Here is a 19,435-nt window from a genome sequence, read left to right as displayed (position 1 = left end):
CGCGGCAATAGCCCCGCGACGACGATCCAGTATACTTTGCGGCGTGTCGATAAACAATGTCGAGCCGGCGCGCGTCTCAGGACGTCTCGGCCTGGCGTGGGCCAACCTGCTTGAAATTATGCGCGAGGGTCGCATCAGCGAGCCTTATGGCACGCCCTTTGACCGCGATGATCTAGGCGCCTCGTTTGCCTTGCGACGCTACCGCGCGCCTGGGCCGACGCGTGTGCCACCCCTTACCGGCGCCATCTTGCTGGTGCCGCCGCTTATGGTCACCGCCGAGGTCTACGACATATCTCACGAGACCAGCGCGGTCCGTGCCCTGCTCGACCGTGGCGCCGATGTCTGGGTCGTGGATTTTGGCGCGCCCGAGCTCGCACCCGGCGGCAATGCCCGCACGCTCGACGACCACGTCCGCGCTATCTCGCGCGCGCTTGATCATGTTTATGCCGCCACGGGGCAGCCCGTGCATTTGGCGGGCTATTCACAGGGCGGGATGTTTTGCTATCAGGCCGCGGCCTGGCGCAAAGGCGCTGGCATCGCCTCGGTCGTCGCTTTCGGCAGCCCGGTCGACTGGCATAGGACGCTGCCCAAGGTGGCGCCGGAGATCACCGATAAGTTGCTAGTTGGGATCCGCACCATCTTGGATGCACCACTCTCGCGCATGACCCGCGTGCCGGGCGCCGTCGCGGCGGCTGGCTTCAAATTGGTTTCGGCGCGCAAGGAGCTAGGCCAGCTGGTCGAGTTCATCGGCAACCTGCACGACCGCGAGGCCCTCGCCCGACGCGAGGCGCGGCGGCTCTTTCTTGGCGGCGGTGGCTTTATCTCGTGGCCGGGCCCCGCCATGCGCGCCTTCATCGATGAATTGGTCGTCGGCAATCGCCTGACTGCCGGCGGCTTGGTGCTTGATGGCGATGTCGTATCGCTGCGCGACCTCACCTGCCCCGTCTTGTATTTCATCGGCCAGCACGACGAAATCGCCCGTCCCCCCACCGTGCGCGCCATCGTCGACGCCGCACCGGCCGATGCGCAGATCTTTGAAAGCGCGGTGCCAGCGGGCCATTTTGGCATTGTCGTGGGTCGCGTTGCGCAAGCGCAAACATGGCCACAAGTGGCGGCCTGGATGAGCTGGATCGGCAACGCCACGCCCCCACCGCCATGGCTGCATCGCGTCGCGCGAGGCCTGCCGACCCCCAGCACAACAGGGCAAGCCGCCAGCTCGCCGCCGCCAAGCACGCCGCGATGGCGCGACGTGCTTGCGCAATCGCTCGACGCGCTTACCGGCAAAGCCGCCGACGCCGGGGCCGAGCTGGGACGGCACTTGGAAAATGCACGCTGGCAGGTGCCGCGGCTATCGGCCCTGGCCACGCTCCGCGATGACACCGCGATCTCGCTTGGCCGCGCGCTTGCCGACGGTGCCGCCGCGCACGGCGATCAAACCTTATTCATCTGGGCGGGACGCGCCGTCTCGTATGCCCAGGCAAATGCGCGCGTCGATGCGGTGGCGGCCGCGCTCGCGTTGCGGGGGGTGAGCGCCGGCGATGCCATCGCCGTATGGATGGACTCCCGCCCAAGCTTGCTAATGGCGATCGTTGCCTTAAATCGGCTTGGCGCCGTTGCCGCGATCATGCCTCCGGAGCTAACGGCGACGGCGGCCTTCGATGCCGCGTCGCTAACCCGCACCGAGATCGCGCTGGTCGACCCAGAACACACGGCGACGGCCGCCCAAGTCTTTACGACGGTCATCCCGATCAAGACGCTTGGGGTCGCAACAATCGAGGGGCCGGTATCGCAGCCAACTCCCCCGACCGATGGCCCCGCCGCAAACCCCGGCCTGGCGCGCGAGCTCGCCCTTATTTTTGTGCGGCAGGATCAAGACGGTAGCCTGCGCACCACGCATATCACCAATCGTCGTTGGGCGTTTTCGGCGCTTGGGGCCGCGGCCGCATGCATGCTAACCGGACGTGACACCGTCTATTGTTGCCTGCCCTTGCATCATCCCAGCGGCTTGCTCGTCGCCGCGAGCAGCGCCCTGGTTGGCGGCGCACGCCTCGCGCTCGCACAGGGCTACGCGCCGTTGCAATTGCTGCACGATGCGCGCACCTATGGCGTCACGGTCGTGTTCTATGCCGGCGAGGTTTGCCGGCGGCTCGTGCAAGTGCCACGCAGCGGCGATGAGCATGCGTTGCCGATTCGTTTGTTTGCGGGCAGCGGGCTAGACGCCGACACCTGGCGGCAGATGAAGGCGAGATTTCGCGCCGGCATCGTCGAATTCTATGGCGCGTCTGAGGCAAGCGTTGTGCTGGTGAATGCCTCGGGCGAAAAAATTGGCAGCGTCGGCAGGCCGTTGCCTGGCAGCGCGCAAGTGGCCATCGCCAGCTACGATGTGGAGCAGCGCGCGGTGCGGCGAGGCGCTGACGGCCACGTGCTTGCGATGGCAGCGGGAGCGCCTGGCCTGCTGATCGCCAAGCTGGAGGGCGCCTGGGATCAGCTCGGGGCGCGCGCGCCGCAAGCCATCTTGGCCGACGTCTTTGCCTTTGGCGACCATTGGTATGCCACACGAGAACTTGCTACGATGGATGCCGATGGCGACGTCTTTCTGCGCGGCCGAGTCGACCGCCCCGCGCAACCAGCCACCAAATTGAGCACGAACGATGCAGCCTAACGATGAGCCAGCAGGGCCAACCCAGACCGGGCCGTGGTGGCGAGGACTCATCGCGCCCTTTGGCATCTTCGCGGCGTGGTGGGTGCTGTACCTGACCGCGCTTTGGTGGCGCGGAGGCGATGAGCTAGCGCCGTATCGCAACTATACGTGGTGGCCAAGCGCGCACTATCTAACCGTGGCGCAGCCTGGCATCGTGCTGCAAATTTTTGCCCACTTCATGGTTACGTTTATCGGCGGCACCTTTGTCGGGATGCTCGTCTACGTACCGTTTCGCCTCCTGGGCCGCGGCGATAGCAAATGGCAGCCGCGCGCCACGCTCGCCACCTACGCCTTGGTCGCCCTCTATGGGTTTGCGCTCGTGCGCGGCGTGCCGCGACAGGTGACGACCATCGACACCAAGGCGCGGACCCTTACGCTGCGGCGCCTTGCGCCGATAACGTTTGTCCCCGAAGCGCCAGTGATCCTGGCGGTCGGCAACGTTCGCGCCATAGGCACCAAGGTTGGACGTTATGCCTCGTGGCGCCGCGACAGCGATACGGTGGCGCGACTGTTTGCGCACATGAATGATGGCTCGACTCACCAACTTGGATCGCGTGACTGCGGCATGCAGCCACCTGCTGCATGCCTCGAAGCTACCGATCGCGAAGCGCAGGCCCTGCTGCGCTTGCTTGGCCTACCAGCGGCGACGGCTATCACTACCGACGCCGCTTCAAATAGCCGCGTCTTCATAGTCAAGCGGCCGTAGTCCCCTGGCAACGACCGTAGCCGGTAAACCGCCGCGCTGCCGGGGACGAATAGCCTCAGCTTGAGGTCCGCGACGCCTGCAGCCGCGCCGCGCGGGCTAGGACCGCCCCAGCGTGCGATGGCACGAATCATGAAGTACTTCGCCTAATGCGCACAAAACGGTCGTGGAATATGGTGGGGGCCTGCGTGGCGTGGCTGATGATTGCCGGCTTACCGGCAGGCTCCGTGATCGCGGTCGACTCAGCGCACGCCCAAGCAAATCGCCGCGTCAAGCCAACCAACCCGCACCTCAAGCCTCGTACCGGCCATGGCCCGGTGCGCAGCATACGATCGCCGGGCAATACAGCTCAGCGCACAAGACTAGGGTTTAAACCGGATACCATCGGTGGCAACCATCCGCCACGGAACTGGTTCGGCGCTCGCATCGGCATCGGCTTTAGGCCAGAGGTAATCGCGCCGGCAAATGATCAGCGCACGCCTCGCCGCATCGGCTTTTTCACACGTGGGCAAGCGTCGCGTGCTCCCGTGATTATCAGCGGCCCGGATTCAATCCTGCCGCTCTTTGGCAGCCGCCGCACGATTGGCTTCAAGCAGGCGATCGTGCCTGACGATCCGACGCCAAATGACGTGCCAGGCATGTTTGGCATGCGCCGTCTAATTGGCTACGCGGGAGGCTACGTCGCGAACAAGCCCAAGCTGATATTGCCCGAGGCACCCTCCTTGATGTTGCCACCGGGCGCAAACATCCCCGCACCCGAGCGCGTCATCGTTAAGGGCTTTCAACCGAGCGCACACCGCTAGGCAGGCAACGCAACACGCGGCTAACCGATCGTTGGATACGCCTGCGCCAAGGACTCGAGCATGGCGGCGGGCCCGCGCAACTCGAGCTGCGCGCCGGCGTCGCCATCTTGCTGCGAGAGCACCTGACATTGCGCGCGAATCTGCGCAATCTTGCCAAAGTCAGCCCACGGCAAGAGGATGGTCGCGGTGGCAAAGGCCCCGGCAAAGTGCTCGATGATGCGCTCGCGCAGCCGCGCCACGTCTTGCGGGCTGCGCGCCGACATCAACACGGCGTCAGGATAGGCCGCGCGGTGCGCCGCGAGTTGCTCGGGCGACAGCTGGTCGGCCTTGTTGAGCACCAGCAGCGACGGGCGCGTGTCGGCGCCGATTTCGGCAAGCACCTCGCGCGTGACGGCGAACTGCTGCAACATCGCGGGGTCGGCGGCATCGACGACGTGCAAGAGCAAGTCGGCCTCGTTGGCTTCATCCAGCGTCGAGCGAAACGACGCCACCAGATCGTGCGGCAATTTCTTGATGAAGCCCACCGTGTCGGTCACCAAGATCGGCGGCTCGCTGCGCGGATGCAGCGCGCGCACGGTGGTATCCAGCGTCGCAAACAGCTTGTCGGCGACATAGATCTCGCTGCTGGTGAGCGCACGCATCAGCGACGACTTGCCGGCATTGGTGTAGCCGACCAGCGCGATGGTGAGGGCATCGTGGCGGCGATGGCGCCGCACGTTGGCGCCGCCCTCGATGCGCGCGAGTTCCTGTTTGACCTCGGCGATGCGATCGCGAATGCGGCGGCGATCGAGCTCGAGCGAGGTCTCGCCGGCGCCCTTGCCGCCCACTCCACCGCGCACGCGATCTTCGCCGCCACCGCCCTCGCGCAGCCGCGGCGCCAAGTACTTGAGCTTGGCGACTTCGACTTGCAGCCGCGCCTCGCGCGACTTGGCGTGGCGCGAAAAAATCTCTAAAATCACCGACGTGCGATCGAGCACCTCGGCCTTGGTCGCGCGCTCGAGATTGCGCTGCTGGGTCGGCGTTAATTCGTGATCGACCACGACCACGGTGGCCAACGGCGAGTCTTTAGGCTTGCGGCTGCTCGGCGCCGCCGCGTCGTGTTCGTCGACCTCATCAGAGGCTGCGACCTCGATGGCTTGATCGCTTTCGTCTTCGTCGCCGGCCTCATCCTCGGCCTCGCGCGCGTCTTTCTCGCGGCGTTTTTTCAGCGCGACAAAGCCTTCGACACGGCCACTGCCCCCGGTCCAGGTGGCCAGATCTTCGAGCTTGCCATCGCCGACCACCTTGCCCGCCGCGAGCTGGCGCCGCTTCTGCGTCACCCGCCCTATGGTTTGCAGGCCGAGCGTCGTGACCAGCCGCTGCAGTTCGTCGAGCGACGACGCCAGCTCGGCCTCGTCCACCCCCGGCAACTGCACGGCCAGCAAGACGGCAAGTGGTGCATCAGCGTCGGTGGCCATCCACCCTACTAACCACACCTCCAACTACATACTGAAGCGTCGCCGTCACAAAAATGTGAACAAGCGCGGGTGTGCCACGTCATGAAGCTCAATATCATTGCGGCCTACGGCGCAGGGCCGCCACGCGGGCGCTGGCCACTACAATTCAGGGGGATTTTCGACCATATGACCACGCCATCCTTGCTCCACCACATCTGCCTTTTGGCCTCACTTGTTTTTGTCACGCCGAGCTGGGCCGACCCACGCAGCGCCCCATCAAAAGACCGTTCGCCGCACGCCGCGGCCGCGCGGGGCGTTACGGTTGCCGCGCCCGCAGATGCGCCCAGCCCGCCAGCAGATGCCGACAAGCTCAAAAAGACGCAGCCCGGCGAGATGAGCAAGCTGCCCGAAAAAAAAGAAATCAAGGCGGTCGAAGATCCTATCTACAGCATGGAAAAGCCCACCGCGACGATCTGGGCGTGGAAGGAAGACCCAGCGGGCAATAGCGGGCGCGACGTCGCCTACGTCGAACGCGAGATGGCCAAGCTGGTCGCTGCCTTCACCGCGCTCAAAGAAAAGTCGCCGGCCTGGCCGCGCCTGGGCGAATATGAAAAGCGCATCGCACATCTGCAAAAGGCCCAGGCCGCGCAGCAACGCCACTACGGCGCCGTTACGCAAGCCAAGACCGATGCGGTGGATGCCGCCGCGGCCGCCGCCGAGGCCGCCTTTATGGCCAAGCGCGTAACCGACGACGGCCAGCCGCACGACTTTCACAAGAAAATGGCTGGCAAGCTCGCCTTTGCCGCCGCGTCCATCGGCTCCGGCGAGGCGGCGGGCAGCAGCGCGGTGACCAGCGTCGAGGCGGCGGCGCCGCTGCATGCGCGCGTGTATCTCAAGGAGTCGCCATGGAACGCCGTCCACACCGATTTGCGCATGGACTGCAGCGAGCATGCCGATTCAAGCATCGCGGAGTTTTGGATTCGCCACTGGGCGTCGGTCAATGGCGGCGCCGAATTCGAGCTCGAGACGACCAAGCTGACCAAGGAACAATTTCAGAAGCGCACGTCGTTTGAATTGTCCGCCAAGGGCTCGCTCACCGCGGGCGGCACCTACGCCAATGCCGACGAAAAAACCGCGCCCTTTGCGTGGCTGGCGCGCGTGGTGCCGCAGCTTAGGCCCGGCGCCAACAGCGTCAAATTTGCCTCGCGCGTGTTTTGCTACGGCATGTCGCACGTCGGCCATACCGTGGCGGCCGGCGAGCTAACCGTGAACGCCACCGCCAAGAGCCTCGACGAGCTGACCGCGCGTGGGCACTCCAAGCTGACCGAGAGCGTGCACAGCAAGGCGGACCTCGCCAAGATTCGCGAAAAAATCACCAAGCACTATGCCGCCGAATGGGACCTCCTGGAGTTTCGCACCGCAGGCGAATGGCAGCCGCACCGCAATGACCTCGGCATCGTGCTGGCGCGCCGCGCGCCCTCGGTTGCGCTGATGAAGAAAAAAGAAGGGCGCGAATGCGTGCTCGTCAGCATCATGCTCGAAGAGCCGTTCGACGGCCGCACCTATGGCCCGGCGCTCAACTTCGCCTTCGCCAGTCCGCGCCCGTTTGTCTGCGGCTGGAAGTAGCACCTCGCGCGCGGCGCGCTTACCACGCGACGCGGCGTACCTGCCCAGCGAGGTGCCCCGGCGCGTCAAAGTCGCGATCGACGAGGACGTTGCCGTTTTCACGCACGTGGGCGACGGCCGCCAAGTCGACGCGATGGACCAGCAAGCCGGGTTCGTTCATCGCGCCGAGCGCCAGTACGCCATCGCTTGCGAAGCCGACGTCGGGCGGGCCAAAGAAGCCAGCCGCGCCGACGTTTTCATCGACCGATTGCAGCCACGGTGCGGCGCCAACTGTGGTCGCCTGCACCACGACGCCTTGGTTTTCAAGCGCGCGCGCCTGACAGCCAATGCGCACGCGGTGATATCCTGCCAGCGCATCGGTGCAGCTCGGCACCAAGATGAGCGAGGCGCCGGCCTGGCGCAGCCGTCGCGCGATGAGCGGAAACTCGATGTCGTAACAAATGGCGATGCCGAAAGTGCCCCAGGCGCAGGCAAACACCGCCTGCGCGTCGCCGCCGCCAACGTCCCATTGCTCGCGCTCAAAGCGCGTCATCTGCTGCTTTTCGATAAAGTCCAGCTCGCCGCGCGCGCCGCAGACATAGGCCCGATTGCGCACCATGCCCTCGGCGCCGCGCTGCGGCACGGTCCCGGCGACGATGATTAGCTGGTGCGCCTGCGCGAGCGCGCGCACGTGCGCGATGATCGCATCCGCTATGCCGACGACCGCGACGAGTTCGTCGGCAAGCGACGTTGGCGAGGCCAAGGTCGCGAGCTCCATGAAGGCGTACTCGGGAAATAGCAAGAGGTCGGCCCCTTGCGCCTTGGCCTGCGCGACGTAGCGTTCGACCTTGGCCTGCCACGCCGCAAACGAGGCGAAGCGCTCGATCGGATACTGACAGGCGGCGACGGTGACGTGCATAGGCTCGCGCGTTACAACGCTTTGGTCCAAAACACCATAGGCTTGGCGCTTGGCGCCGCCTCGTCGATATCCTGCCAGGTAAAGCTCGTGCGCACGTCGGGGTGGCGCACGTAGCCGCGTCGCTGCCAAAAGGCGTCGAGCGGCGCATATGCGGGCGGTCGCAAGGGGTGGTCGTTCGGCCGCTCGACGGCGCAAAAGGCGGCGCGCAAAAACCCGCGCGCGCGGCCAAAGCGCTCGCGCTCGTCGAAAAAGGCATGCCCCACGCCGCGCCCGCGATATGCCGGTGCCAACACCGACTCGCCAAAATAGAAAATCGTCGCCGGGTCGTAGCCTGCGGCAGCGAGCGGCGCCGCGACGTCATCGCCATGCGCGAGCAGCGGCATCGCGGTGCTGGCACCAACCACGTTGTCGCCGTCAAGCGCGAGCACGACGAGGTGATCGGCCGCCGCGGCATACCCTTTAAGGTAGCCTTCCTCGTATGCCATGGTGCCCTCGTAGAGATAGGGAAAATCGCGGAACACCTCGATGCGCAGCCGCGCGAGGTCCGCGAGATAGGGCGCGATCGCCGCGCCGGTGCAGGGCTTGATGGTTAGCTCCATACCGCGGCCCTGCGCCCTATGCCACTTGCCGCAACCATTGCGCGAGATTGTAGTACATCGTCACGCGCGCAATCTTGCCGTCGCGCAGCTCGAGAAACGCGCCGGCGGGCAACACATACGCCTGGCCGCGCGCCGGCGGCATGCCCTCATCGGCTCGCAGGTAGGTGCCGTGCACGACAAATTCGGCCGCCGCGCGCGCGCCATCCGCCGCGACCATGATGACCACATCGCGCAGCGTCTCGCGATACGCCACCTGCATGCGCGCCATAAATGCCGCAAACGCGGCCTTGCCCGTTTCGCGGCCGCCTTGGTTAATGTCGTGCACCACGTCGTCGGTTAGCAGCGCCAACATCCCGTCGAAATCGCCGGCGTTGAAGCGGTCGTAGTAGTTCGCAACGATCGTTCGCGTCTCAGGCACGCCGAGACGCTACTGCGATTTTGCGCCTGGCGCACCTGCCTCGACACGCTTTGCGCCTAGGCCAGCCACGGCTTCATGGCCTCGCGAAATGTGGCCGGCCACGGCGATGCCGCGAGCGTCGCGGGGTCGACATGCACGATCACCCGCTTGCCGCGCGCGTGATCGACATCCGCATCCATCGGCAGCATGCGAAAACCAAAGGTCAGCGACGAAGTGCCCAGCGTGTCGACCCACACCCGCACCCGCACCCGGCACACGCCGCGCACCGGCTGCACGTAATCGATCTCGTTGCGGGCCACCAGATGAAAGCGCTCGGGATGTGAGGTGTCCTGAAAGGAGCCCCAGCCCTGCTCCATCCAGTACGCCCCCAGCGCGCGCTCAAACAACAACAAATAGCGCGCATTGTGCAAGACATGAAAGGGATCGAGGTCATCGAAATAGACGCCAAAGACCTGCTCAAAAAACCTAGTCACGCCGGCAGCATAGTCGGCCCGCAACGTCGGCACAATGGCCGGGGCCAGCGTGGGTGAGGCGGATCAATTTGTCGCATGGCACCTCCCACCGCTCGTTGCCTGTCGTACAAAGGCCCCTATGAGTGGCCGAGCCCCTGCGATCCATGCCGCCTTGCAACGCTTGGTCGAGACAATGCAGCAAAAGCCGGCCTGCGGCGAGGTCCTGCTCGCGGTGCGCGCGCCCCGCGAGGGCGTTGAGTTTTTCTCGCACCACGAGCCGCGGCAATTTTTTATCGCCAGCGCCACCAAGCTCTACGTGACGGCGCTCATGGCCAAGCTCCGCGAGCGCGGCGTTGTTGACTGGGCTGTCCCCATGGCGCGCTACCTACCCGACCTAGATCTGCGCCGTCTCGCCGTCTACAAGCAGACCGATGTCACCGAGCGCATCACCGTGGCCGATTTGCTCGCGCACACCTCGGGTCTGCCGGACTACTTTGAAGGCAGGCGGGCCGATGGCGCTACCACGTTTGGCCGTGCGCTCGCGCACGACATGAGCTGGAACCTAGCTGACGTCATCACCTGGACGCGCGAGCTGCAGCGGCCGCATTTTATGCCGGGCACACCAGGCCGCGCGCTTTATTCTGACACCAACTACCAACTACTTGGCGCCATCATCGAGCGCCAGTATGGCGCCAGCTTTGCCGACGTCGTCGAAGCGGAAATCTGCCGGCCGCTCGGCCTGCGCGACACCTATTGCTTTGCGCCGCCCACGATCGCCCGCTACCAAGACGTATGCGCCATGAAGCTCGGCGACCGCGCGCTCAACATTCCTCTGGCGATGGCCTCGGTCGGCGCCGACGGCGGCATCGTATCGACGCTCGCTGACAGCATGGCGTTTCTTAAAGCCTTCGGCAGCGGCGCGCTGTTTTCACAACACATCTACCGCGACATCCAGGCGCCCTGGCGACGAATCTTCTTTCCGCTGCGCTATGGCACCGGCGTCATGCTGTTTCGCACGCCGTGGATCTTCTCGCCGTTTCGACGCTTCCCTGATCTGATCGGCCACTCGGGCGCGTCGGGCACCGTGATGTTCTACGCGGAGGCGTGGGACACCTACGTGGTCGCGACGGTAAACCAGGTCGCGCAACGCTCGCTGCCGTATCAGCTCATGATGCGAGCACTTGCCATCGCCGCACCCGCAGCGCGCGACTAGTCGTTAAATTCGGGTTCGCAGGCCACGGCAGTGACGCACAACCCCGAGGAATTACACACGCCATCGGCACATTGGTACGAATCCGTACAAAATGAGCCTTCCGCTTGCGGGGCTATGCACGTCGGCTGTGGCGCGCCAACGACCTCGTCGGAGCAGAATAAGCCGATCGTGCATTCGCCGCCACCGCCCGTCACCGCGAAATCAAAGCCACCACATGGCGCACCAACGGTGCCTATGTTGCGACACGTACCAGGGTCGCCCTTGGTCTGTCCTTCACATTGCAAAAACAAGCCGCAGGCCCCCCAATAGCCTATATTCGCGTTCTCGAGGCAGTCGTCGCCCACGCCGGGAATCTCAGAGGTACATTCGCCAAGCTGGCCGATGCCGCTGGTAAGCTGGAGGTTGACAAACGTCGTCACGCACGAAAGCCCGTTGTTGCACGTCACGATACATGGATCGCCCGCTTCGTCGCTGTTGACGCAAATGTCCGCCCCCCCATCGCCAGCGGGCAGACAAAGCCCACCGTCGTCGCAAATCGTGGTGTCGCTACACGGGTCGCCGTCGGCGACCAGCTCCTTGGCCGTGCATGTGCCCAGCACTGGGTTCCCAGTCAATGGCGCCGGGAATACGCAGTACAGGCCAGAATCGCAGGAATCATTGCTTTCGCAGTCGGCACCGGCATCGCCGGATTCGCAGGTGTAGTTGTCGTTGTTGTCGAAGTCTTCGCAGTGGCTGCCATCGGTGCAGTAATTGTCGTTGCATGACTCGCCAATGGCGGACGCCCCGACGCATTCCCCTGTCGGCTCGCAAACCGTGCCGATGTCCCACCAATCTTTTAGTCCTAAGCAGTCACCGTCGTCGCACTCAAAGTCGGCGCCGCAGGTATCGCCTGATGCTACTTGCGGCACAAGCACGTTGTCGCATTCCGACAACACATCTTGATTTCCGCCAACGAACAGATAGACGCAATCAAGCTCCGCCATTTGCGCGTAGCATGCCTGCGCCGCCGCACCGTCGATCGCCACGCGTCCCGCCGCAATCGACGCGAGAATATCCGCCACGGATTGGTCGTCGTAGCCCGAACCAAGCCAAGCCCCCGTTAAATTGTCTTCATCTACCGCGCCTGGGTCGCCGAGGCCGCAATTGAAGATCTTGTCAATGTACGCGCCATTGAAGCAATCTGCGAACTGCTCGAGCGTTAGCTCGCCGTCGCAAGGACCTGGTTCAGGTGGTGGCGGTGGCGGGTCGGTCTCAATAATCGGCGGGGCGTTGTCGCCGCACCCCGAGGCCACCACGGACACGGCCATGCCGATAAAGCACCAGGCCAACATAACTTTCGAAACTCGTTTCATTCGTTTATTCCCCCTCGTAAAGACGCGGTCATTTTACGCGGCGCTCATCGTCGAGCGCAAGCAAGCCACGACCATTGCGGCGCGGCTCGCGCACTTGCATATGTACGTCGAGGTAAGGAGCGGCTTTGCGATTTCAGCGTTTCAGTTTTGTGAGGGCAGTAGGAATCGAACCTACAACCAGCGGATTAAGAGTCCGATGCTCTACCAATTGAGCTATGCCCCCGAGAAGGTTCCCACAGTGAGCCCAGAGCGATTCGAACGCCCGACCTACGGATTCGAAGTCCGGTGCTCTATCCAACTGAGCTATGGGCCCGCTCTAAACGGCTATCCAACTACCTGCGTTTGCTTTCGGTGTCAAGCCGACGGGCCACCCCTGGTGTTTGTGGACCCCATCACGGGCCCCGGACTCAACCAGTTGAGATAGCTCAGCAAGTGAATTTATTCGCCCCTTAGTGGGGCCTCCTGTCGCCACGCGTCATGACGCAATGCACCATGCAACCATTTGAATTTACGCTACTTTTCGGCATCTCGCCGGCGTTTTTTGGTTTGCATCTCGGCCGCGGCATGACAAATTCGCTGCACCCTTTTGATTGGACGATCCGCCATGACTAACACCATCTCTACCCGCCAAGCTTCCGCGCGCCGCTCCGCTTCGCTCTGGTCTGCGCGTCGCGCCGCTCCCATTTGGCTTGTCGCCTGCTTGTTCGCGGCCTGCGATTCGACCGGCAGTGGCTGTACCACCATGGCGCCGTTGCCAGCGGGCGGCATCCCCAAGGATCAGACCATTGAAGGCGGCGCGCAAGTGCGCGTCACCAACGGCGGCCTCGGCAAGATCGGCCAATTTGGCAAGCAGATGATCAACGACCAGTTTGGTGGCGGCATGTGCATCCCCAAGATGGACACCAACTTCGGCGACTTCTGTACACAAAACTCTGGTGGCGCTTGTAACCCGGGATGCATGGCGGTGGTCAACGCGAAATCGCTCACCATCACGCCGCTGTCGGCAACTCGCATGCGCGCGCAATTATTCTTCGACCTCGGCAATCCGACCATGAAGGTTTCTTTTGATTCGTGGTTGCTCGATTGCGACTTCTATGTCAAAGGCGACAACCTCAAGGCCGACATCGATATCAGCCTCATGATCAAAGCGAACGGCGAACTTGGTATCAACGATCAAGATCTGACGGTTCAAGTCTACCAAGACAACAACGCGAACACGCTTGAAGGGCCGCTCACGCTTTCCGGTTGCGGCCTCGCCAGCGACATCGTGAGCTGGTTCAAGGGCTCGCTCGTCAATACGCTTGAGAACAACGTTGAGGACGCTGTGCGCGAGGCGCTGCCAACCATTCTCCCTGATCCCCTCGGCCTCGCCGGTAGCATGGACATGGGCGGGGTGCTTCCGAACCTCGGCATTGCCGGCGCGCTGGAAACCAAGCTCGTCCCCGGCGGCTATGCCACGTTTCAAAATAACGGGTTGTCACTCGGCATGATCACCGCGTTTAACGCCGATCGCAACCCCGCGACGCGCAGCGCTGGCGACGACAATGAGGCCAGCCTCTGCGTGCCCGCGCTGGCGGCGCCGAACTTGGCGCTGGCCAACAGCTCGCGCGGCAATAAGCAGCTAGCCCAGGCCACCCCGTTCTCAACCAACGCGGCGGGCGCGGACGTGCAAATTGGCATCTCCGAAACCGCGCTCGATCTAGCCGGTCATCACCTGGTGACGTCGGGCGGCGCCTGTATGCAACTCGGCCCCGATTTATCTGACCAACTTCGCATGGGCACGCTCGCGCTGCTGGCGCCGTCAGTCTCCGAGATTGCCGATACCCAAACCGAGCCCCTCGCGCTGGTGCTACGCCCACAACGAGCCATTGATTTTTCGATTGGCGAGGGCACGGCCAATTCGCCGCACCTTACCTTGTCGTTGCAAGACCTCGAAGCGGACATGTATGCGTTTCTCTATGAGCGCTATCTCCGAGTGTTTACGCTCCAACTTACGATGTCCGCTGGCGTCAACCTTGAGTACGTATTGCAAGACGGCGTGCCGACCCTGGTGCCGACGCTCGTCGGCCTGACCTCAAACAATATTGAAGCTAGCGTGATCAACAGCGAATTCGTTCGCGAGACGGCGGCCGACCTCGAGTCGCGATTTACGGTTATCCTCAACGCGCTGCTCGGCCAACTTACCGGCGCAATTCCCGACATCGTGGTGCCCGAGATTGCAGGGCTCGCGCTTGGCAACATCGGCATCAGCCGCGTGCAGACCACGCAGGACGACTTCCTGGCGATCCAGGCCAGCATGACCGTGCCGGGTGCGGGCGTGATGGGGCTGTCGGTCGAATTTGACCAAGCCCCGAGCCTTGGCCGCGCGCATGAGCCAAACATCGACACGCTGCGCGCGGGCCTGGACGCGCAAGACAGCGCGCGCCTGCCATCAGTCGTAGTTAACGTCCCCACCACGGACAGCCACGGCGCCGCGGTGACGTGGAGCTGGCGCGTCGCAGGCCCAACCACGCGAGGCATGTGGCGTCCCTTTGCCAGCGGCCCACAACTTGTCGTCAACGAACCGCTGCTAGCGCTGCAAGGCGAGTTTGAGGTGCAGCTCATCGCGCGTCGTACCAATGACTCGGTGGGCTCACGCGTGATGCGCTTACCCGTCGTCATCGACGGCCTCGCACCGACCTTGCTTGACCGCAAGATCGAGGTCGTCGGCACCACGACGCGGTTTCCCGCGGTCGATACCGTCAGCCCCGCGAGCGCGCTGCAATGGGCCTTTGGCTCGCCAGGCGACACGCAACCGCGCACCGCTTGGAGCAACGATAACTCGTTTGACACCCAAGCGTTGAAGGTGCTTGCCAAGCGCGGCGATGTCCGCGTCTTTGTGCGCGACGAAAAAGGCAATATGAGCGCCACCGACGCGACGCTTGGCAACGCCAACATGGGCTGTTCGGCAAGCGGCGCCGGCGCGGCCTCGCTTGGCATGGCGGCGATGGCGCTTGCGTGGCTCTTGCTGCGCCGTCGCCTGGTGCGTCGTCAGCGAGGGAGCCAACGCAACCTCGTGGCAACCACCTTCTGCCTCGCCGCCGGCGCCGCCATGCCTGCGTGCGACTGCAACAAAGACAGCCTCACCTGCGAGCTCACCAGCGATTGCGGCGACCTCAGCTGCGCCTCCGGCGAAATCGGCATCTGCTTTGAAAATGGATGTATTTGCTCAGACGGCGTCCCCGCTGGCCGCAACGGCGTGTTCATGGACCTCAAGGTCGATGATGGCGGCATGGTATGGATCGCCGCCTACAATCAGTCTTACGGCGACCTCGTCGTCGCTCAGACCACCGACGCCGGCCGCGTCGCCGGCACCACGTGGGAATTTGTCGATGGCGTTCCCGATGGCCCGGTCTTAGTACCAGACGCCGAGCATCGCGGCGGCATCGTCGACCCCGGCGAAAATGTCGGTCGTTACGCCAGCCTCGATTTGGCCAGCGATGGCCTGCCGATGATCGCCTACTACGATCGCACCAACAACTCGCTTAAGTTTGCGCGCAAGACGGCCGAGGGCTGGCAAAGCCACGCCGTCGACGTTGGCACCGGCACGCCGCGCGCTGATACGGCCGCTAGCGATGTCGGCCTGTACACGTCGATTTCCATCGACCCTGCCAATGGTCGACCTGCGATTTCCTATCTCGCGCAAATCTCCGATGGCGACGGCAACGTCACCGCCGAGCTGCGCTTTGCCACCGCCGCCACCGCTAGCCCGGCGAGCGCCTCGGACTGGACCACCAGCGTCGTCGACTCGGTTTCACTACCCTTCCCCGAAGCCGACCCCTATCCGCTGGCTGATGGCCTGGGCCTGTGGTCGACGTTGGTGCGCGATAGCACGGGCGCACCGCACATCCTCTACTACGACCGCGAGCGCGGCGACCTCAAGCTAGTCAGCGATACCGGCAGCGGCTTTGGGGCGCCGACCAGCGTTGATACCGCCGGCGATGTCGGCCGCTATTCCTCGGCCGCCTTTGACGCTGATGACCAACTCCACGTCGCCTATCAGAGCTACTCCGGCAACGACCTCCTCTACAAAAACGTAACCACCGGGCTGCGCGAAGTCGTCGATACCGGCTACCGCGTCGTCGGCACCACCGAGGACGGCTTGCCCAAGCCCGAGCTGCACTTCGTCGGCAATGACACCCAGCTCATCATAACCCCCGATGGCCCCGCGGTCGTACACCAGGACAGCACCTCGCAGGAGCTGGTGCTGGCACGACGGATCGGCAACGGCTGGGACAGCGAAATCCTTGCTGGCAATGCGGAGCCTTATGCGGGCGCCTACGGCTTCTTTGCCTCTGCCGCCTCCTTTGGCGATGAAATCATCGTCGGCAGCTACGTCATCTTTCAGGCCGATAACGACCAATGGGTCGAGGTGCATCGCACAAGCAGCGGCGGCGGGGTTGACTAGTCCGCGCGCAGGGTCACTTTTGTGAGCCTAGAGTAGATTGTGGCCGCAATCGCGGTATGCTTGAGGTGTGATCGCCGGCAAGCAGCATACCGACCGCGAATATGAAGCGGAGCTCCGCGAGGTCCGTGAAAAGCTGTTGCGCATGGCCGGGCTGGTCGAGGAAATGATCGCCCACGCGACCACGGCGATGGCAACCGGTGACCTCGACCTCGCGCGCACCACGCAGCAAGCGGATCTACGCGTCAATTCGCTCGAACTCGAAACCGATGAGCTCTGTCTGCTCATCCTGGCCAAGCGTCAGCCCTTGGCCTCCGACCTGCGCACCATCACGCTGGCGATGAAGATGGTGACCGACCTCGAGCGCATCGGCGATCTGGCCGTCAACATCTGCGAACGCGTGGTGGCCATTGGCGCCGCGCCCGCGCCCGCGATCGCGGGCGAGCTGCAGAAAATGTCCGCCGCCGGGCAAGCGATGATCCGCGACGCGATCGACGCCTTTGTCGCCCGCGATGGCGACAAGGCGCGCTCGGTGTTTGCGCGCGATCAGGCGGTCGACGACACGTACCGTTCAATCACGATCGAAATCCAAACCGCCATGATGCAAGAGCGTGACTTCATCGATCGCGGCATCCACTTGCAGGCCATCGCCAAGTTCCTCGAGCGCATCGCCGATCACGGCACCAACCTCGCCGAGATGGTCGTTTTCCAGGTCGAGGGTACCGACGTCCGGCACCGCTCGGGTCGCTTTAGTGGCTTGCCGCCGATTTCGTAGGGTGCGAGCCTACGGGCTGGCGGCCACGGCCACATAGGCAAATTGATAGGGGACGCCAAAGCAGGTCAGCGTGCCTTGGTAGTACAGCGCCTGCGACCGGCGCAGCGAAACGACCTCGCAGCGGTTGCCGATAAACCGCTCGCGATCGGCAAAATACACGTCGCCTTCGCCAATCCCGGCAATCTTGACCTCCAACCCGAGTGGCAAGCGACGCTGCGTCGCGAGCTTAGTAACCTCGCGCAACTTGACCGCGGTAAAGAGCACTTGCTCGGCCCCGCATGCCAGCAGCGCGCGCACAAACCCCTGCGCCTCCTGGTTAGCCTCGATGCTCACCACCACGCATGCCTGGCCGAGATAGGGCCCTGCGTCGGCAGCGTCGCCAGGCCCGACGCCTACAACAACCACCGGCGCGCCAGGCTCGGGCACGTGGTCCTCTGCGGACGCGGCGACGAAGCCTGCAGCTGGCGGTGGCACGCGGATACAGGCCGTCGCGAAGGCAGCGAGCATACACGCGACGCCAGCTACGCCGCGCGCCACGAAATGCGCGTACCCCATGGCGCTACGGTACGGGTAGCCGGGGGCGGCGTCAACCAAGGGCGCCGCACCGCGCCCGCAGCCGCCACGCGAAAACTCGCCTGCAAGGATGGGCTTTGTTACGGTGGCGCCACATGCAGTCTTCACTAAATGTCAGCGCGCTTGCGATCGCCGTCATCGCCCTCGGCGCGACGTCGCCGGTCGCTGCCGACTCCGGATCCGGGCAATGGCTTGGTGCCAGCGTCGGCGTGGCCGCAGGCGCCTCGCTTGCCCCCGGCGGCGCCGCGATCGAGGGTCGCTATCTTTATGAACTCACCGACACCCATGCCTTTGAGGGTCAAGCGCGCTTCATTTTTGGCGGAGCTGGCGACGACTGCGCCTCGACCCGCTGCGTGCAAGGCGCCTTTACCGGACGCGCGACGCAACTAACGTTTGGGGTGCGCATCGAGCTCTCGCCACCCGCGACGATCGTGCCCTGGGTGCGGCCAAGCGTCGGGCTGCGAGTGCAGCGTCACGTCGAGAGCGACCTTGACGGTTATGCCTTGCCCCTTGGCGTTGCGCTGGGAGGTGCGATGCACCTCATGCCTTCGGTTCGCCTCAGCGCCGAGCTCGGCATCGAGGCCGCGTATACGTGGCTAACTGCCCCGGCTGAGAACCGCGTCGGCTTTTCGACAACGGCGCTGATCGGCGTGGAAGTGGCGCTCTAGCCATGGCGCCGAGCGTCAACGCCCTTAATGTATGTCCTCTCCTACACGCTGCGTTCAATTCCGAGGCGACGCGTGTTGTTGACGCGATGCGTGCTGGCGTACGATGTCGCGCATGCGCTGGCTCTCGCCGTCACGGCTATTAGTTTTTGCCGCGCTCGCTGCCTCGGCACCCGCTTGCATCATCCAACGCGTCGCGCCCACCAAGCCCAATGGCGCAAGCGCGCTCGGCGACACCGTCGACGCGGGCACACCGGTAACGGTGGTTGGCATTCACCCCGAAGACGCCTACAAACCGCTCGAAAAGCAGCTTCGTGGCCGCGCCTGCATCGCGACGGATTTGCTGACCAAACACCGTACGGCCGCTGGCGCTTACTATTCGGGCAGCGTCAATTGCGATGCCGATGGATATTACTTCTATAAGGTGCAGCTAACTCGTCGTGATAGCGCCTCGACATCGGTAGGTGCGGCGGTGTTGATAGAATCGGGCGGTGATACGCCATGGCCGACACAGGCGCCCAAGGTCGACCCCAACTGGATCGAAACCGTCACTGAGGTGCCCGGCGATACCTTCGTGCAAATCATCGCGATCCACGCCGATGACGCCTACAAGTCGGATGAAGCAGCCCATGTCGGTCGCGTTTGCCGCGCCACAAATGAGCTGACCAATCATGGCAACGGCTATTTTGGTGGCCCCGTGGACTGTCAAGACGGCGAAGACTTCTACTATTATAAAGCGCGCATTAGAATTTTGGTGCCTAGATAAATTAAGAGAGA

Annotated in this window: 16 protein-coding genes and 2 tRNA genes; 9 read left to right on the top strand and 9 right to left on the bottom strand. The window is 63.9% G+C overall.

Going from position 1 to position 19,435, the window contains the following annotated elements; translation table 11 throughout:
• Positions 1 to 43 precede the first annotated feature (43 nt).
• From IPL79_17790 to IPL79_17780, 3 genes are all read left to right on the top strand, one after another.
• Positions 44 to 2,662 (top strand): AMP-binding protein, encoded by a 2,619-nt coding sequence (locus tag IPL79_17790; GenBank protein MBK9072829.1) that lies wholly within the window; start codon positions 44 to 46, stop codon positions 2,660 to 2,662.
• Complete coding sequence (locus IPL79_17785) at positions 2,652 to 3,407, top strand: hypothetical protein (GenBank protein ID MBK9072828.1); 756 nt, start codon at positions 2,652 to 2,654, stop codon at positions 3,405 to 3,407. Before IPL79_17790 ends, IPL79_17785 begins: the two co-directional genes overlap by 11 nt.
• Positions 3,408 to 3,592: 185 nt before the next feature.
• Positions 3,593 to 4,207 carry a hypothetical protein gene (locus IPL79_17780; protein ID MBK9072827.1) on the top strand — a complete coding sequence of 205 codons (615 nt, stop codon included), beginning with the start codon at positions 3,593 to 3,595 and terminating at the stop codon, positions 4,205 to 4,207.
• A gap of 20 nt (positions 4,208 to 4,227) precedes the next feature.
• On the opposite strand, the gene hflX is transcribed toward IPL79_17780, so the two are convergent.
• Positions 4,228 to 5,664: a GTPase HflX gene (gene hflX, locus IPL79_17775; GenBank protein MBK9072826.1), complete on the bottom strand. Its 1,437-nt coding sequence runs from the start codon at positions 5,662 to 5,664 to the stop codon at positions 4,228 to 4,230.
• A 165-nt stretch (positions 5,665 to 5,829) separates the two neighbouring features.
• On the opposite strand from hflX, the gene IPL79_17770 reads away from it, so the two are divergent.
• A complete protein-coding gene (locus tag IPL79_17770; GenBank protein ID MBK9072825.1) occupies positions 5,830 to 7,269 on the top strand; it encodes a hypothetical protein in 1,440 nt (479 codons plus the stop codon).
• Positions 7,270 to 7,288: 19 nt separating this feature from the next.
• On the opposite strand, the gene IPL79_17765 is transcribed toward IPL79_17770, so the two are convergent.
• From IPL79_17765 to IPL79_17750, 4 genes are read right to left on the bottom strand one after another with little or no spacing between them, the layout of a single operon-like run.
• Positions 7,289 to 8,167 (bottom strand): carbon-nitrogen hydrolase family protein, encoded by an 879-nt coding sequence (locus tag IPL79_17765; protein ID MBK9072824.1) that lies wholly within the window; start codon positions 8,165 to 8,167, stop codon positions 7,289 to 7,291.
• An 11-nt stretch (positions 8,168 to 8,178) separates the two neighbouring features.
• The gene (locus IPL79_17760) at positions 8,179 to 8,766 is read right to left on the bottom strand and encodes a GNAT family N-acetyltransferase (GenBank protein ID MBK9072823.1); all 588 of its coding nucleotides are present in this window, start codon (positions 8,764 to 8,766) and stop codon (positions 8,179 to 8,181) included.
• A 16-nt stretch (positions 8,767 to 8,782) separates the two neighbouring features.
• Complete coding sequence (locus tag IPL79_17755) at positions 8,783 to 9,184, bottom strand: nuclear transport factor 2 family protein (GenBank protein ID MBK9072822.1); 402 nt, start codon at positions 9,182 to 9,184, stop codon at positions 8,783 to 8,785.
• A gap of 56 nt (positions 9,185 to 9,240) precedes the next feature.
• Positions 9,241 to 9,657 (bottom strand): thioesterase family protein, encoded by a 417-nt coding sequence (locus IPL79_17750; GenBank protein MBK9072821.1) that lies wholly within the window; start codon positions 9,655 to 9,657, stop codon positions 9,241 to 9,243.
• A 118-nt stretch (positions 9,658 to 9,775) separates the two neighbouring features.
• On the opposite strand from IPL79_17750, the gene IPL79_17745 reads away from it, so the two are divergent.
• Entirely contained in the window at positions 9,776 to 10,849 is a 1,074-nt protein-coding gene (locus IPL79_17745; GenBank protein MBK9072820.1) for a beta-lactamase family protein, read from the top strand.
• On the opposite strand, the gene IPL79_17740 is transcribed toward IPL79_17745, so the two are convergent.
• The 3 genes from IPL79_17740 to IPL79_17730 form a co-directional block, all read right to left on the bottom strand.
• A complete protein-coding gene (locus IPL79_17740; GenBank protein ID MBK9072819.1) occupies positions 10,846 to 12,180 on the bottom strand; it encodes a hypothetical protein in 1,335 nt (444 codons plus the stop codon). The two genes, IPL79_17745 and IPL79_17740, sit on opposite strands and share 4 nt — an antisense overlap.
• 171 nt (positions 12,181 to 12,351) lie before the next feature.
• A tRNA-Lys gene (locus IPL79_17735) sits at positions 12,352 to 12,424 on the bottom strand.
• Between the two features lie 16 nt (positions 12,425 to 12,440).
• A tRNA-Arg gene (locus tag IPL79_17730) sits at positions 12,441 to 12,514 on the bottom strand.
• Positions 12,515 to 12,943: 429 nt separating this feature from the next.
• Here IPL79_17730 and IPL79_17725 point away from each other — a divergent pair.
• Both IPL79_17725 and phoU read left to right on the top strand, forming a co-directional pair.
• A complete protein-coding gene (locus tag IPL79_17725) occupies positions 12,944 to 16,648 on the top strand; it encodes a hypothetical protein (protein ID MBK9072818.1) in 3,705 nt (1,234 codons plus the stop codon).
• A gap of 67 nt (positions 16,649 to 16,715) precedes the next feature.
• Positions 16,716 to 17,420, top strand: coding sequence for a phosphate signaling complex protein PhoU (gene phoU / locus IPL79_17720; GenBank protein MBK9072817.1), 705 nt, complete (start codon positions 16,716 to 16,718; stop codon positions 17,418 to 17,420).
• Between the two features lie 9 nt (positions 17,421 to 17,429).
• Here phoU and IPL79_17715 read toward each other — a convergent pair whose 3' ends face one another.
• Positions 17,430 to 17,975 (bottom strand): hypothetical protein, encoded by a 546-nt coding sequence (locus IPL79_17715; protein MBK9072816.1) that lies wholly within the window; start codon positions 17,973 to 17,975, stop codon positions 17,430 to 17,432.
• Positions 17,976 to 18,088: 113 nt separating this feature from the next.
• On the opposite strand from IPL79_17715, the gene IPL79_17710 reads away from it, so the two are divergent.
• On the top strand, positions 18,089 to 18,661 hold the full coding sequence (locus tag IPL79_17710; protein MBK9072815.1) for a hypothetical protein: 573 nt from the start codon (positions 18,089 to 18,091) through the stop codon (positions 18,659 to 18,661).
• 112 nt (positions 18,662 to 18,773) lie between these two features.
• Positions 18,774 to 19,424 (top strand): hypothetical protein, encoded by a 651-nt coding sequence (locus IPL79_17705; protein MBK9072814.1) that lies wholly within the window; start codon positions 18,774 to 18,776, stop codon positions 19,422 to 19,424.
• The last annotated feature ends 11 nt before the right edge of the window (positions 19,425 to 19,435 follow it).

The organism is Myxococcales bacterium, assembly GCA_016716835.1.
Classification (GTDB): Bacteria; Myxococcota_A; Polyangia; order Haliangiales; family Haliangiaceae; genus JADJUW01.
The sequence above is the reverse complement of the archived record's forward strand: the minus strand, read 5'-3'. Positions and strand labels throughout refer to the sequence as shown.

Bases quoted from the DNA above. Each gene is read 5' to 3' on its own strand.
- IPL79_17785 (MBK9072828.1), top strand. From the start codon at position 2,652: ATGCAGCCTAACGATGAGCCAGCAGGGCCAACCCAGACCGGGCCGTGG.
- hflX (MBK9072826.1), bottom strand. From the start codon at position 5,664: ATGGCCACCGACGCTGATGCACCACTTGCCGTCTTGCTGGCCGTGCAG.
- IPL79_17770 (MBK9072825.1), top strand. From the start codon at position 5,830: ATGACCACGCCATCCTTGCTCCACCACATCTGCCTTTTGGCCTCACTT.
- IPL79_17765 (MBK9072824.1), bottom strand. From the start codon at position 8,167: ATGCACGTCACCGTCGCCGCCTGTCAGTATCCGATCGAGCGCTTCGCC.
- IPL79_17760 (MBK9072823.1), bottom strand. From the start codon at position 8,766: ATGGAGCTAACCATCAAGCCCTGCACCGGCGCGGCGATCGCGCCCTAT.
- IPL79_17745 (MBK9072820.1), top strand. From the start codon at position 9,776: ATGAGTGGCCGAGCCCCTGCGATCCATGCCGCCTTGCAACGCTTGGTC.
- IPL79_17740 (MBK9072819.1), bottom strand. From the start codon at position 12,180: ATGTTGGCCTGGTGCTTTATCGGCATGGCCGTGTCCGTGGTGGCCTCG.
- IPL79_17725 (MBK9072818.1), top strand. From the start codon at position 12,944: ATGGCGCCGTTGCCAGCGGGCGGCATCCCCAAGGATCAGACCATTGAA.
- IPL79_17715 (MBK9072816.1), bottom strand. From the start codon at position 17,975: ATGGGGTACGCGCATTTCGTGGCGCGCGGCGTAGCTGGCGTCGCGTGT.
- IPL79_17710 (MBK9072815.1), top strand. From the start codon at position 18,089: ATGCAGTCTTCACTAAATGTCAGCGCGCTTGCGATCGCCGTCATCGCC.
- IPL79_17705 (MBK9072814.1), top strand. From the start codon at position 18,774: ATGCGCTGGCTCTCGCCGTCACGGCTATTAGTTTTTGCCGCGCTCGCT.